Annotated in this window: 11 protein-coding genes; all 11 read left to right on the forward strand. The window is 47.6% G+C overall.

Translation table 11 applies throughout. The features are described from left to right. Window positions 1-343: 343 nt before the first annotated feature. Window positions 344-2197, forward strand: coding sequence for a carbon starvation protein A (locus ABGY95_RS07875; protein WP_347441138.1), 1854 nt, complete (start codon window positions 344-346; stop codon window positions 2195-2197). Window positions 2198-2235: 38 nt separating this feature from the next. Continuing rightward, window positions 2236-4236 (forward strand): ABC-F family ATP-binding cassette domain-containing protein, encoded by a 2001-nt coding sequence (locus tag ABGY95_RS07880; protein WP_347441139.1) that lies wholly within the window; start codon window positions 2236-2238, stop codon window positions 4234-4236. Window positions 4237-4881: 645 nt separating this feature from the next. Then, the gene (locus tag ABGY95_RS07885) at window positions 4882-5301 is read left to right on the forward strand and encodes a hypothetical protein (RefSeq protein ID WP_347441140.1); all 420 of its coding nucleotides are present in this window, start codon (window positions 4882-4884) and stop codon (window positions 5299-5301) included. An 89-nt stretch (window positions 5302-5390) separates the two neighbouring features. Beyond that, window positions 5391-5840 carry a phage holin family protein gene (locus tag ABGY95_RS07890; RefSeq protein ID WP_347441141.1) on the forward strand — a complete coding sequence of 150 codons (450 nt, stop codon included), beginning with the start codon at window positions 5391-5393 and terminating at the stop codon, window positions 5838-5840. Beyond that, window positions 5804-6220, forward strand: a complete 417-nt coding sequence (locus ABGY95_RS07895; RefSeq protein WP_347441142.1) for a hypothetical protein — start codon at window positions 5804-5806, stop codon at window positions 6218-6220. Before ABGY95_RS07890 ends, ABGY95_RS07895 begins: the two co-directional genes overlap by 37 nt. A gap of 8 nt (window positions 6221-6228) precedes the next feature. Further along, the gene (locus ABGY95_RS07900) at window positions 6229-8775 is read left to right on the forward strand and encodes an AsmA-like C-terminal region-containing protein (RefSeq protein ID WP_347441143.1); all 2547 of its coding nucleotides are present in this window, start codon (window positions 6229-6231) and stop codon (window positions 8773-8775) included. A 157-nt stretch (window positions 8776-8932) separates the two neighbouring features. After that, entirely contained in the window at window positions 8933-11617 is a 2685-nt protein-coding gene (locus ABGY95_RS07905; RefSeq protein ID WP_347441144.1) for a hypothetical protein, read from the forward strand. Then, a complete protein-coding gene (locus tag ABGY95_RS07910) occupies window positions 11614-12279 on the forward strand; it encodes a hypothetical protein (protein ID WP_347441145.1) in 666 nt (221 codons plus the stop codon). The genes ABGY95_RS07905 and ABGY95_RS07910 overlap by 4 nt, the downstream gene beginning before the upstream one ends. Beyond that, window positions 12279-13268 (forward strand): prenyltransferase/squalene oxidase repeat-containing protein, encoded by a 990-nt coding sequence (locus ABGY95_RS07915; RefSeq protein WP_347441146.1) that lies wholly within the window; start codon window positions 12279-12281, stop codon window positions 13266-13268. The genes ABGY95_RS07910 and ABGY95_RS07915 overlap by 1 nt, the downstream gene beginning before the upstream one ends. Then, entirely contained in the window at window positions 13265-14728 is a 1464-nt protein-coding gene (locus ABGY95_RS07920) for a hypothetical protein (RefSeq protein WP_347441147.1), read from the forward strand. The genes ABGY95_RS07915 and ABGY95_RS07920 overlap by 4 nt, the downstream gene beginning before the upstream one ends. Before the next feature lies 1 nt (window position 14729). Further along, window positions 14730-15869, forward strand: a 1140-nt coding sequence (locus ABGY95_RS07925) for a hypothetical protein (RefSeq protein ID WP_347441148.1), incomplete at its 3' end; no start/stop codon positions are given.

The following is a 15869-nucleotide window of genomic DNA, read 5'->3' on the forward strand; positions in this document are numbered from 1 at the left end:
CGATCAAATAGCTGAAGTTGAGAGAAAGCTAAACAGCAGACCTCGTAAAGTACTCGACAGAAAGACCCCAAACTTTATGTTTTTAACACCTAACTAACAAGGTGCACTTCCAGGTTGAATCCAAGCTATGAAAACCCTGGAGAGATGTTCTCTTATGATTGAACGAGAGGCTCAGAGCGCCTGTATAATGAATCAGGCCGCTGTCTAGCAATCATTGATAAATGACAGTTAGTTATAACGACTCCGCACTCATTAAATGACAGCAGGCTTTCTATCTGTTTTGAATACTACGATATAGTCCTCACTCACCTAACCAACCTAACCACCACATTTCAAACCACATATGACCACCCTGGCCATCACCTTTGGAGCCATCATACTCTACATTATTGCCTATAATACCTATGGTAAATGGTTGGGCCAAAAAGTATTTAAACTCAGTAAAGACTCTGTGGCACCATCGATCGAGCTCGAAGATGGCAATGACTTCGTCCCAACCAAAAAAGGCATTATTTTTGGTCACCACTTCACATCCATAGCCGGAACTGGACCAATCGTTGGACCAGCATTAGCCGTCATGTGGGGGTGGCTCCCAGCACTTCTCTGGGTTCTCTTTGGCTCGATTTTCATTGGAGCTGTTCACGATTTCGGCGCTCTTGTGGTCTCGATGCGCAACAAGGGAAAAACTGTCGGCGATATCGCTGGCGATGTGATCTCACCCCGTGTACGACTACTTTTCCTTCTCATCCTTGTGATCGCTCTATCGATAGTACTGGCCATCTTTGGTTTAGTTATAGCGGTTGTATTCAGACTCTACCCACAATCGATCACTCCTTGCCTCATCCAAATTCCACTTGCCGTAATCATCGGTTTTTTCGTCCACCGCAAGGGACTCAACATCCTCATTCCATCGATTATCTCCTTGGGCGTGATGTACCTCTCAGTAACATACGGCAATATTGGTTGGCTGGCTGACTTCAACTCCACACTCGCAGCATTGCCTTTGATGACCTGGGTAACCTTCTTACTCGTCTATTCCTATATAGCCTCAGTCTTGCCAGTATGGATTTTACTTCAACCACGCGACTACATCAACTCACTGCAGCTGATTTCCACACTGGCGCTCTTAGTCGTCGGTCTCTTCGCAGCTGGAATATTCGGTGGCGCCCCCATAGACGGCATCCGTCAACCCCTAGAAATTGTTGCCCCTGCGATCGAACCCAATATCACAGCCAAGCAACTGCCACTCATCTTCCCATTTCTTTTCGTCACCATCGCCTGCGGCGCGGTATCTGGATTCCATTGCTTGGTTTCCTCAGGCACATCCTCGAAACAACTCCGCTGCGAAACTGATGCACGCTTCGTCGGCTATGGCTCAATGCTCACCGAAGGATTCCTTGCCGTTCTCGTTATACTCGCCTGCGTTGCTGGACTTGGTTTAGGACTGACACATGGTGATAAATTCCTCACTGGAACTGCAGCGTGGGATGCCCAGTACAGTTCATGGGCTAGCTCAAAAGGCTTACCAGCCAAAATTAACGCCTTTGTCACTGGCGCTTCTAATTTCCTCCAAACCCTCGGGATTTCGGCCACCTTCGGCAAGGCTCTGATGGGAGTTTTTGTAGCTTCCTTTGCCGCTACCACCCTCGACTCAGCCTGCCGTCTCCAGCGCTATGTCGTCCAGGAGCTCGGTGGTTGCCTCATCGACCTTAAACTCAGGAAACAAAGTGAACCTGAAAGATCAATCAATACCGAAGCCGCTCGCAAGACCTCATGGCTCACCAATAAACACATCTGCACCATCGCCGCATGCTTAATTGCTTGGTGGATGGCCTCCCTTCCATCTGCCGCTGGGAAACCCGCTGGCACTGGCGGCATGATTCTTTGGCCGCTATTTGGCGCAATCAACCAATTACTTGGCGGCTTAGCCTTCCTCGTCATCTTTTTCTGGATGCGCCGTAAGAAAATGCCGACATGGTTTATCACCATTCCCACGGTATTTATGCTTATTCTCCCAGCCTGGGCGATGCTCTACCAGGTCTTCATTGCCGCAATTGGCTCTGAGCTGAGCTGGATTGAGCAAGGAAGGTGGCTGCTTGTCGTCATCGGCATTTCAACCATTCTCTTGGAAATCTGGATGATTGTGGAGGCTATCGGCTGCTGGAGACGCACTTCGAGTAAAACCGACTGCATTTAGCATTTGCAGAAAGCTAATTTCTAGTTACTGCCTCTGGCGTGCTAGCGATCAAAAAACTACGCGTCGAATTTGGCGCCCGCGTCATTTTCAAAGACCTCTCCTTCACCGTCATGCCGAAGGAGCGTATCTCCTTTGCCGGACACAACGGCGCAGGTAAGTCCACCTTGATGAAATGCATCGGTGGTGCCCTCCAGCCTAATGGTGGTGAAATCAGCAAACCTAAAGACTGCAAAATTGGCTACCTGCCACAGGAAGGTATTCACGTGCATGGGATTTCACTCTGGGACGAGACGGAATCAGCCTTCGGTGAAGCCAAAGCAATCCAGGACAAGATCGACAAGCTTTCTGAGCAACTCGGCACCATGGATTCATCCACTGATGAATACCTAGAGCTTCTCTATAAAATTGGTGACCTCGATATCGAGCTCGAACAATTTGATCCGAACACCATCAAACCGCGTGTCGAATCAGTCCTCATGGGTCTCGGCTTCAAGCGCAGTGACTTCGATCGCGATTGTGCCGAGTTCTCCGGTGGTTGGCAGATGCGTATCGCAATGGCCAAACTCTTCCTGCAAGAGCCCGCCGTCCTCCTTCTTGACGAGCCCACTAACCACCTCGATATCGATTCCCAAACGTGGATGGAGCAATATCTCTTCAACTACTCTGGCGCGATCATCATCATCTCTCACGATCTGGCACTGCTCGACGCCCTAACTAAGCGCACCATCGCATTCTCACATGGCAAAGCGGAAGAATACGCAGGAAACTATTCCTACTACCTCACCGAATCCAAGCTGCGCAAAGAGATCCTCGTAAAGGCCTACCACACCCAGCAAAAGGAAATCGCCAAAACCAAGCAGTTCATCGAACGCTTCCGCGCAAAAGCATCCAAAGCGACTCAGGCTCAATCACGCATCAAACAACTTGAAAAAGTCGAACTCATCGAGCTCGAACAAGATGACGCAGTGATGAACTTCACTTTCCCATCCCCGCCTCCATCTGGTCAATCCGTTGCTAAGCTCGAAGAAGCTTCAAAGGCCTACGGTAAGCTCAACATTTTCTCCGGCTTCGACTTTGAAGTCGAACGTGGCGAGCGCCTCGCGATCGTTGGACCCAACGGTGCAGGAAAATCTACTTTCTGTCGACTCATCACCGGCCAAGAAGCCCCGGACTTCGGCAACTTCATTCTCGGCCAGAAATCAGCAATTTCCTTCTTCTCCCAGAACCACGCCGACGAACTCGACCCAGACAGAACAGTCATCGAGACATGTGAAGCAGTGGCATCCACTAAAAATGCCCCACTCGTGCGAAACATCCTCGGTTGTTTCCTCTTCCGTGGTGATGATGTTTTCAAAAAAATCGGAGTACTCTCTGGTGGTGAGCGCTCACGTGTTGCCCTCGTTTGCATGCTGATTCAGCCAGCCAACTTCCTCATTCTTGACGAGCCAACTAACCACCTCGACGTCCAATCCCAAGAAGTCCTTCAGCGCGCTCTGGCAGAATACCCAGGCGCCTACCTCATCGTATCGCACAACCGATCCTTCCTCGACCCTATCGTTACCAAGACCTTGGAATTCCGCCCAGGCGAATCTCCACAGATCTACCATGGCAACGTCACCTACTACCTCGATAAAAAGGCAGAAGAAAAAGCAGCCAGCAAAGGCGGTGGAAGCGTCACTCCAGCTAAACCCACACTGAGCAGCCTCAGCAGCACCCCTGCCTCAGTCCAGGCCAAAGAACCTAAGCTTTCTCGCAAAGAGCAGCGTAAGTTAGAAGCTGAAAAACGCCAAAAACGCAACAAGCTCCTCAAACCACTGCAAGACGAATTCTCAGCGCTTGAGCACACCATCAGCCAACTCGAAGCAAAAAAGGCCAAACTCACTGCCGAATTGGCTAGCCCAGAGGTCATGGCTGACCCGAAGAAAACAAAGGACGCAACAGACACCTATAAGCAACTAACAACCAAGCTCGACGCAGCAGTCACCCACTGGTCGAAGCTCAGTGAGAAAATCGAAACCCTCGAAGCATCCCTCAACTAAACGTCAGAAAAAATGCATTCCCAGCCCCGGCATAGAATTCATCCCATTCTAGGCTGGGGCTTTTTACTGCATAGTGTTAGACATTTTGAAGCAATCACCGTATACGTAGCAATAACAGCAAAATAATCACCTTCAATACCTTCTCCCATATGCCCAGTAAACCACTGGAGTCCCTTTACTGAGAAAACTGACTCTTAGTCCACGAGCCATAGCCATCATTGGAACTTATCAGAGACAAATTTCCAATTACCGGAACACCCCATCCCTGCAACTCAAGTACCATCCCTCTTCATCGGATACACTTGGTGCTTCCCCCCTGCGTCGGCAACTCGACCTAAGTAAATAGCCCAACAAAAACACGTCACGGAAGGTAACGTTCTTCACCGTAATATTGAATACATAATCAACTCTATATTCTTAGAACAGACTCTCAAGCCCTAGCATTCCTCAAGATGCTAACATAGAAACAATCTCTATCATGGCGCTACAAAATCCGTTGCATTTTCTAGCAGAGCTGTCTTGAACTTCGTGGTCATCTGTGTACCTTCGCACTAAGTAGTTCTTTGGCACTTGGACTTACCCCTCCTATTAGTGTCAACAGATTGCCTATTTCAGAACTACATATACAAATCAACAAACAAGAATATGGACTACGCAACACCCAACACAAATTCTCTCAAAGACGAAGAAGATGCTACAGCACCTGCTACTGCATCAACTATCGCAAGTAAGACTGCAGACCTTCGCCAGGCTGCCACAGAAAAAGCACGCACAGCAGCTCTAGGCATGCAAAATAGAGCGTCACAGATCAAACAAGCTGCTGGCGAGAGAGCTCAACAATTTCGCACATACGCTGGAGAAAAAGCATCAGCTCTCAGAGAAGATGCGGGCAACAGAGCAACTATCGTAAAGCAAGCCGCCACTGAAAAGTACGAACAAAGCAAAGCAAAAGCAAAAGACGTGCATGCAACATCAGAGGACTACGTTCGTCAGCACCCCACAAAATGCGTACTCGGCGCGTTTGGCGTTGGCCTACTCATTGGATTATTAGCTCGCCGCCGATAACCTATACGTATAGGACCCCCCATCTAATTTACGAACCGGCTCCTCCCCACTGGTGTGAGCCGGTTTTTTCACATTTAGTCACCACGCCAATGCGACAAACAGAACCGTCTCCACCAGAGAGAGATTTTACTATCAAGGACACCCTCGACTACTTGAAAGAGTCTGGTAGTGATTACCTCCGTGCAAAAACGGAACTCGCTAGTATCGAGGCCAAAGAAGCTGCAAATGAAGCAGTCAAACGCGCCATACTGGGTGCATCGCTCGCATTCTTCGGGCTCTTTAGCTACATATTATTGCTCACCACGCTCGTAGGCATTTTCTCAGAGCTACTCGAAGGCAAGTTGAGCAATCTAGAACAATACGTAGACACTTGGCCCGTAGTGACATTTGGATTCTTCCTCGTGCACCTCCTTTTTGTCTTCATCTTCCTAGATAAACTCAAAACCACGAGCAAGAAGACTCTCTTTGCACACACCAAGGCTGAAATAGAAAAAGACAAACAATGGCTTCAACAGATCAAACCGAACAAAGAAAACTAGAGCTCATTGTGCAACTCGCGGAGGCACGCAGCTCAGTCCTCGGCGCTAAGCTTTTACTCGATGACCAAATCTCTGAGAAAAAGTCCGCCATCTCTGATTTCCTTAATTTCCCAAAGCGAGTCAAGCGCTCTTTTACTGAACAACCAGCTATGAGTTTTGGCGTCGCTATAGCATCCGGCCTCGGCCTTTCGTTCATTCTCAAAAGGAAACCAAACAAGCAGCCTCAACAAAAAGCGGTGAAACGTTCTGCTATCTCAGCAGTCACCTTTGCCCTAGCTCGGCCAATTCTGCAAAAGCTCGCAGTCCAGTATTCGCAGCAATGGCTAGCCCAACGTGCTGAGAAAAAATTAGCTACGGCCCAGAGGCTCAACGAAAGATAGAGTTTCTCATGTCCCTTCGCCGCCTTATCATCCGCCTACGTGTATTCGTCACTCTCATTGTGGTGGTTGGAATCATCTCTGGCGCTGGCGCACTTGTTTACCTCCACGAAAAAGGACTCACCCATGCATCGGCCGAGCGTGTTGCACATGAGATGGAACGCTATGGCTTATTCGTCAGCTTCGACCAACTGAGCTTCCATGTCCTCAATGGACTCACAGCTAATAATGTCCGTTTTTATCGCACGGAAAAACGAGAGGTTCAAATCGCCGAACTACCGGCGATCGTCATCCACGTCGACAAGACGAAGCTGATGCGCGGACATCTGAAGATCAACACGATCTCTATAACCAATGCACAGCTCGCGATGCCGCTCGTACGAGGTGAGGCTGACAGCCCCATTCTCAATATAAAAAACGTCAATGGTAATATTGATCTACCAGGTAACCAGTCCCTCAGCACCACTGGTCTGACAGGCATGTACGAAGGCATCAAGGTCTCTATCAGTTGCAACATTTGGCGCGATGCCCCCAATGAAGATTTCAAACCAGATCCAGAGTCCAAGAAAAGCCGAGTCGCCGCTTATAAAGCATTCTTAGAACAACTCAAACAATGGGATTGGCCGGTAGACTCCCCACCAGAACTTAAGATATTCGTGGAGGGGAACCTATCCAATCCTAGCAAAGTAGATTTCGACTACCTCCTGTCATCCTCCAGCCTGACCTACAAGAATTACCCAATGGCAGACATTCATGTCGAGGGTGATTGGAATCAAAACCTCGTCACTCTCGACACATTCGAGTTCACCCATCAAGCCGAACGATGCATGCTCACTGCCGATTTAGATTTGCTCAAAAAAAGTGGTCGTTTCAAACTAGATTCCTCCATTCATCTCCAAGATTTTGCCTTGAAGGGCTTTGGCCAGAAAATACTCCAAAACTTTAGCGCCGCGGGGAAAAATCATATCGTAGCAAGCGGTAACTACCTACTCCCTAGCTCCACCAATCCAAAATTGAACCTCCAGATTATTGGTAAGGTGAGTAGCAGCGACTTCAGCTTCAGTGGAGCCTCGGTTGACAAACTAGATTCCGAATTTTCATGGAACAACGGAGACCTCTACCTAGACAAAATATCCGTCACTCATCGCCGAGGTAAACTATCAGGCAGAGTCATCATCAAAGACCGACAGATTCGTTATAAAATACGCTCAAGCCTTCCTGCCCAAGTTTACTTTCCCTTCCTCAAAAGCGAGAGACTCAAAACCGAACTTGCTAAATCAGCTTTCGACAAAAATTCATATATCGACCTACACGCTAACGGAACAATCAACCAAGACAACGTCACCGATTGGCAATCCCACGGCAATGCCGAGATCCGCAACTTTAGCTACAACGGAGTGCCCACTAGCTATGCAAAAGTAAATTATGCTCTCAACCGTGAGACTGCGGAGTTTAAAGACATCACCGCCACGTTTGACTACACGAACTACCCAATGCGACTAGCCTACAAAGGGCCAAAGTCTGGCACACTGACAGCCAAGTCTCTTAAGTTCGTCTGGAAAGACAAGAACGCTACAATTGCAGGTCTCAGAGGTAGCGCATGGCCAGCGCCAGTCGTAAGACTTTTTGCCCCAAGCATCGCTGACCACCTCGAAACCTATAAGTTCCATTATCCTCCAACAGTCTCATGCTCCGGAGTCGTCAGCTGGGCAAAAATGGCAGCGAATAACATGAAATTACTCGTCGGTTTTACAAGCTCTGGCGACACCCACTACAACTTCCTTAAAAAGGACATCACCCTCAGCAACACTAAAGGGCAGGTAACGATTCTCCCCAATAAAGTCCAAATCAATAGTCTCTCCAGTAAAGTATGTGGAGGTTTCATGTCTGGTTACCTCCATGTGAAACCTTCGGACTCCTCCTATTCTGGACGCTTTCAGTGGGACGCCCTCAAACTTCGTAGCATTAGTAAAACCTATGGATTGAAAGGAATGAATGAAGGTTCACTCACTGGCTCCTTCACCTTCCGGGGTATGGGCTCTAAGGTTTCATCTCTCAATGGCCACGGAAATCTCGCGCTCTCCAATGGCAATCTCTTTGCTGTCCCAATCTTCGGCCCCCTTTCATCGCTCGTCGATAGTGTGGTCAATCCTCTCTCAAACCAACAGGTGCTACACGAACAAGCTCGTAACTTTTCCTGTAATTTTTCCACCAAGAACGGAAGTTTTCACACCAAAGACCTCACCTCCATGACAGCCAGCACCACCTTCACTGGCGAAGGCTGGATCGATCTCAATAAAGAAATCCTCGACCTCACCATTCGTATGAACTTCCGAGGCATGATGGGACTTGCCGAAATTCCAATGAGAATCATAGAACTCCCTTTTCAAGCTCTTAAAACGCTTCTGACGGGCCAAGAAGTCAAAGGTCTCAGACAGTTCCGCGGGACAGGTGAAATCAGTAAGCCGATTTGGCAATTTACTCCTTTTCAGCCACCACGCGATGACAAGGGTGACCCGATTTTTCGAAAGCCTCCACGTGCTGAACTTGTCAAATAGCTCACACCTGATCACCTCCCTCTTCCGCGCTAATCATAAACTATTCCCTTGGTTTTTTCCGATAAGGAACGAGGATAGGGCATCGTCTATTTAGTGCTACCAGAGTGTATCTGAGGAATTCCTCAGAATCTCTTAGCTAAGGAGCCTCATTAGAACTATGTCAGATACCCACCAACAGAAGCCGCTTCCGGAATCCCTACGTAAACAGCTCAAAAATTTCCGCGGCAGAGTCTGGCGAGTTAAAGTACTGGAAGCATTGCTTGCTGGATTTTTCGGCATACTCTGCTCTTACGTTCTAGTCTTCGCATTGGACCGCATGCTACCGACTCCTGGTTTTGTGCGACTCATCATCCTCATCGGAGGAGTTTCCCTTTTTGCGATTTTCGCTCCTATCTGGATCAACAGGTGGGTATTCAAACACCGTAGGGAAAACCAGATTGCCCACCTCATCGCTAAGCAATACCCACGACTTGGCGACCGCCTTTTAGGTGTAGTGGAGTTACAAAATCAAGATGAACATGACACCTCACTCTCCCCACGCTTGCGTGAGGCTGCGATGGCAGAAGTCGCTGGTGAAGTGAAAGACCGTGATCTTCAGAATGCCCTGCCTCCTTCTTGGCTGGCTCGTTGGAGCCTAGCTCTGTTAGTTCTAGTTGGAATAGCTGCGACTGCATGGACTCTCACGCCTAAAGCCTCTTGGAATGCTGCCCAGCGTTGGTTCATGCCACTCGCCGAGATCGAACGCTACACTGAAACAAAAATTGACCTCAGTAAACTACCTCAGCCGTACTATGTTGCACATGGTGAAGCATTCAGCGTGGAACTCGACCTTACTGCGGACTCAAACACCCCAGAAATAGCTAAAGCCAGAGAAGGCGCCAAACCATGGATGTTTAGCTCTTTGAAGAATCGCTCCTACAAATTCGATTTCCCGAAAATTCTAAAAGACCAAGAGCTAGAACTGCGCGTCGGCGACGCCTTCGTCACGATGCTGGTTAGCCCAGTCATGCGACCAAGTTTGGAAGAAATTTCCTTACAACTGCAATACCCAAAATACCTACAACGGAAAGATGAAATAATCGATGTGACCTCTGGTCAGGCTACTTTAGTGGAAGGCAGCACCATCACACTCAAAGTACGTAGCAACAGAGAACTCAGCTCGGTGATGATCAACAAGAAATCTCCAGAACAGGTAAAAGAAACCACCACAGATAAGCGGATAGAAGGCACTATTGCCTACAACACATTCACCTCAAATCCACTCGCAGTAGGACTAGATCAAACCAAAATCAGCCTCAATTGGGTCGACATCTACAAGCTAAAAAATCACACTCCGACAAATCTCACCATTGATGCGCAAGCTGATGCAGCCCCTAGTGCCTACATTCAGAATATAGCCGATGAAATATACGTCCTTGCCGATTCAGCCATTGAATTTGAAATACTGGCGGAAGACGACTACGGAATACAACGAGCGGGGATTCAGTGGCAGGGCTCTTTCACCAAGCCCTCTCCACACACTCCAGCAAAAGGAAACCTCGACATAATCCAGGGCAATCCAACACTCAGAAATGCCGCTGAACCAATGATATTCTCCTTTCAAGCATATGATATACGCCCGCAGAAACTTGCCATGCAAGCATGGTCAGAAGATTACAAAGAAGGTAGAGCACGCAGTTACTCGGCCCCCATCACCATTTACGTTCTCACCAAACAAGAGCATAGAGAGCTCATCGAGCAGCGTACTCAGGCAGCTATCAATAAATTAGAAGACATCATGCGAGCGGAGCAAGACGCACTGGATGAGAACACACGTCTCGAAAGGAAATCTGGCGAGGAGCTCCAGCAACAGGAAAATAAAGAAAAACTGGCGGAACAAGGCGATAAAGAAAAGGAGAATGCCGATGCTATGAAAGAGCTATCCAAGGAAATGGAAGATATTTTCAAAGATGCTGCAAAAAATGGGAAAATCGACCCAGCCACCATGAAGAAGCTCGCAGAATCTGCCCTGGACATGAAGGAAATGGCTGAGCAGTCGATGCCCGAGGTTGCTAAAAAACTCACAGATGCTCAGAGCGCCGAAAACACTGACCAAAAAGCCAAAGAATACGTGAGGGAAGCCGTGGAGAAACAAAACGATTTGGTCAAGAAGATGGAAGAAACCATCGCTAAAACAAACGATGCTAACAAACAACTCGAAGCTGGCACATTCATCAATCGCTTGCGCAAGGCTGCTGGTGACGAAGAAGAGATCGCCAACACAATAATTTCAGCAGTAAAAAATCCGAATCCTGAGCGACTTGTTCTCTCACAAGAATTTAAGGCTATTGACCCAGAAGACCAGCGCATAATGCTTAATCTCTATGCTCTACAGCAACAAACAGCCTCCGATATCCGCTGGATTCAGGAAGACCTTGGACACTTTTTCTCGCGGACCCAGCAAGAAGAGCATCAAGAGCTTCTCGATAAAATGCAGACTTCTAACATTGATGCTGGGATGGAAAAAATTCTCAGCGACATCGAGCAAAATCACAATTGCAAAGCCTGGACCGACGCTAAAGAAAAGGCTAAAATTCTTAGGGACTGGGCTAGTTCTCTACAAGACGCCACAGCCAAAAAAGATGACGCCGGTGGTGGTGGCGGAGGAGGCGCTGGTGGCGTTTCAGAAGATGAAGATTTCGAGTTTATGCTCAAGGTTATGGAATTGATCCAGAAAGAGCAAAACATCCGAGGCAACAACCGCTCGCTGGAGCAAAAGCGCCGACTACTATCACCTCCCATAGGCGCTTCAGAAAGCCATTCCAGCAATCAACAACCTCTCAAATCTCAACCAATTCAATGAAGAAAAACTTACTCATCATCACAGCCATCCTGAGTGGTATCACCTATGCTGAATCGGATTTCAAGAAAATGTACGATAAGGGGCATGGTAAAAAACACAAAGAGACTCCCGAGCAAATACTCAAGAGCCATACTGAAGGAGCAAAACAAGTTGCCAGCCAGCAAGACGAGCTTTCCGCCGATGTACAAGAACTCATCCAAGGTGAAACAAATGCCAAAGTCATCGACTTCCTTGCCGAAGCGGAGGAGCTAATGGCGCAGGCTACAGACCGACTAGAGGCATTAGACACCTCTGGTGCAACCATCGCGATCGAAACCGAAATTATTGAAAAAATTGCAGCCGCAGCAAAACAGAAACAACAGTCGGGTGAAGGCGAAGGAAAAAGTGGTGCTCTAATGGAGATGATGCAGCAAATGATGGGCCAAGGCTCCCAAGGTGATAAACCGGGTAAGCAGCCAGGAAAAGGGCCAAGCGGCGAATCTGGCGGTGATGGGCAAGAAGCGGACTCATCCACAGGAAACCAAGCAGAGCGTGACAAGAGCACAGGTAAAACTGAATCCCGCAGGCTTCCTAAAAAATCTGGCTCAGCAGGCACGGCTCTACCGCCAGAATTTAACAAAGCTCTAGACGCCTTCAACAAAGGTCTCAACGCCTCTAAATAATGTCAGTTAAATCCATATGCCTCCTTTTGGCTGTAACTTTAGCTTCTCCGCTTTGGGCTCAAAGTATTGACCGCAGGCAAGAAGACCCAATCCCCACAAAAGTGGAGACCATGTACACGCGTGGGCTCAAACATCTAGCCTCTAGCCAAGCTGCAAATGGCTCGTGGGAAGATTCCTCCGGTCACTACCCTGGTGTGGTGGGCCTGGCCACGCTTGCCTTTCTCGCCCACGGTGAGGATCCAAATCACGGCCCATACTCTAAGAATATTCAACACACTATCGATTATCTCATCGAATCTCAGCGTGAGGATAACGGCTACATAGGCACCAGCATGTACAACCATGGCTTTGCGACTTTAGCTCTAGCCGAGTCCTACGGAGTTGTCGAAGACCCAAGGATCGAAAAATCTCTGAACAAGGCTGTAGAGCTCATTCTATCTGCACAAGCTAGAAACCCGAAAGGAGCATGGCGCTACAGCCCAGATAGTAAAGATGCAGACACAACCATATCAGGCTGCCAAATTGTCGCCTTGCTAGCCGCGCGGAATGCCGGAATTCCCGTTCCAGACGCAGCTATCGAACGCGCTTTAAAATATATGTCAACCTGCCGAGATTCCTCTGGGGCCTATGGTTACACATCTAGAGGCGGAGCAAAAGTCACACTCACAGCAATTGGTTCACTTTGCTACTCACTCGCAAAAATGAAGGATGCTAAAGGCTATGAAAAGTCACTAAACTACCTCACCAAGAACATCGAGTACCGCGACACGCACTACACTTATTACTTTGAGTACTACATGTCGCAAGCATTGTTTCAGGCTGATGAAGAAACGTGGAAAATCTGGAACAGCCAGAATATACGACTTCTCTCTGCTACACAGCAGCAAAACGGCTCTTGGCTAGGTAATCGCGGGCCAGCCTATAGCACAGCTAGTGCCTTACTCTCACTAGCTCTCAACTACCGTTACCTACCCATCTACGAAAAATGAAAGCTCTAGCCATCCTTCTATCTGGCCTCGGCAGCCTTTCATCATTCGCCGCTGACGACATACTCAACTTCAAGAACAACGATACCCTCCACGGGAGTTTCAAAGGTTTTTATGATACCAATCACTTACGTTGGATGAGCAGTGAAAGTAGTCAGGAAATACTATTTCGCACCTCTGAGATACGTAAAATCATTTTCAGAAAAGGACTACCAGCTAAACCCTTCACTCACAGCTCACTCATAAAACTCACTAATGGAGACTCTGTCCCGTGCGCAATACTCTCTATGGATAGCGAGTTTATGATTATTCTCACCAGCTATACTAGTGAGAAAAAGATCGCTAAAAAATGGATTCAGAGTTGTCAGCTTCACCCTCTAGGGCAGCAGCTAACCTACCAAGGGCCATTCAATAAAGATGCGTGGAAAGTCACCACGCTTACAGAGGCCAACAACGACTCAAATGAACCAGCCAATGACCCCAGCACTGAATTGGCTCCATGGGAATTTGGAAATTTCAGCTGGTACAATCGCGGCGTGCCTGGAGCATTAGTTCTTACTGGTGTTGAACACCCTGAATCATTTCGAGCCCAATTCAAATCAGAATCCACGCGTAACTCTAACGTGGCATTTGTGTTTAATGCTGACTTCAACAAGCCCGTTATTGTTCCCGCATCAAAGGACATTAAGTCAAATGCTACGACGTATATAACTTCACAATTTGGTTCATGTTTTGCTCTCCGAATCAATGCTGGGTCAACATCTTTAGGGATGTACAACGTCTTAGAGGATGGGGAATCCAGCTATACCTATTTGAAACCTATCAGCGGCAGGTCAAACTATAGAAACCTAAAATCTTCGAATATCTCACAACTAGAACTCCGTGCTGATTTCAAAAAATTAGTCATTGCTGTCTACCGCGAGAACCAACTCGTTAACCAATGGTCTCTCCGAGATATTGAGCCCGTTCCACGCGGCCGCGGCATAGGTTTCAACAGCACAAACACTGGAGATCGATACGTCTCGAGGATTTCTGACATCCTTATCGCCCCTTGGAACGGAGTGATGGATTCAGCATTATCACTACAGGATGAAAACTCGGACATCGTGCTACTAGCAAATGGCCGAGATCGATTTTCTGGTACTATCACCTCAATTACCGACAAGCAAATACACCTCAAAGGTAACTATGCTGACATGACAATTCCCCGTGAAGAAATTCATTCTATCACATTCGCCACAAGCCCGCTCGCTGAAGCCCAGAAGAAGTCACTTAACGAGGTTCTTTTCCATGTAGGAACCAGAGGAACACTAACAGCAACACCTATCGGCACCTCAGCCAATGAAGTCCTAGTCAAACACTCCATTCTTAACGAGCTCCACCTAGCCTTCGAGTACCTCACAGCCATAACCTACGACTCGTCTATTTCTATACTCGACCAATGGAATACCAAGCCTAAGTAATATGCGACTTTTACTCACAAGCATTCTCAGTGTCGGATCTATCGTTTGCTCACCAGCAGCATTGAGCAGCCATGCTGTCATCAGCCTCAAGGACGGTGGCCAGCTTACTGGTGTGTTATACTCCATCGATACCAACGGGCATACTACAATTCATTCGCCCCTTTCACATGTATCGCTGGAGCTTATTCATTCGTCAGTGCAAGACATTACCTTTTCCGACAAGGCGACAACCTCAAAACACACCAGTGAAGTAGTCAACCTCCACAACGGAGACTCCCTACCGTGCTCACTTTTATCTATAGATAGAACCTCTCTCACTTTAAAGACATGGTATTCCGAGAGCTTTAAAATCCCTACTTCCACAGTATCTGACATTCAGTTTCATACTAAGCCCGACTCACTAGTCTACAGCGGCCCCAATACTGAGGACATCTGGGATTCTGATACAAACTGGACACAGAATACGCATGGTATGCAGTGCATCGGTAATGGTGAATTTTCACGCACCATAGACCTACCGCAAAACTTCATCTTTAAGTCGACAGTCACATGGGAAAGTGCACGCCCTATCTTCACCATCTACTTCTGTGCTGATTCTAGTCAGTCAGAAAATATGGTGAATGCCTATTCACTCGAATTTTCGACAAACAATATTCACATCGTACGCTCCAGTAAATCTCAGCCGAGAGCCCAAATTGGTGAAATCCCACTGCGACTAAGAGAACTTTCCTCAAACAAACTCGATATTGAACTCCATGTTGACCGCCTTACTCAGACTATTGCTGTCAGTTTAAATGGGGAGAAATATGGATTTTTTGATGACACATCTTTCCGTGTTCCAAGCGGGAAATTTATAAATTTCGAATCAAATCTCCAAAAAAACACTGATTCACTAACAGTCTCAAATATAAGTATCAGCCAATGGAGAGGAAGTAACCTTTCTTCGGTAAATGAGATTGCCGAAGTAGATCTAGACCTCGACTCTCTATATGACACGGAAGGGCTCAAGTACACTGGTCAAATTCAGAAAACAGACAAAGGGATAAAGGCTCTCTATTTCGAAGTCAAACACTCGAGCAAACCCATGGTCGTCCCTCTCTCTCATATCCAGTCACTCTATTTTGCAGACAGTTCGGAAAAC

The organism is Rubritalea sp., from assembly GCF_039830215.1.
Classification (GTDB): domain Bacteria; phylum Verrucomicrobiota; class Verrucomicrobiia; order Verrucomicrobiales; family Akkermansiaceae; genus Rubritalea.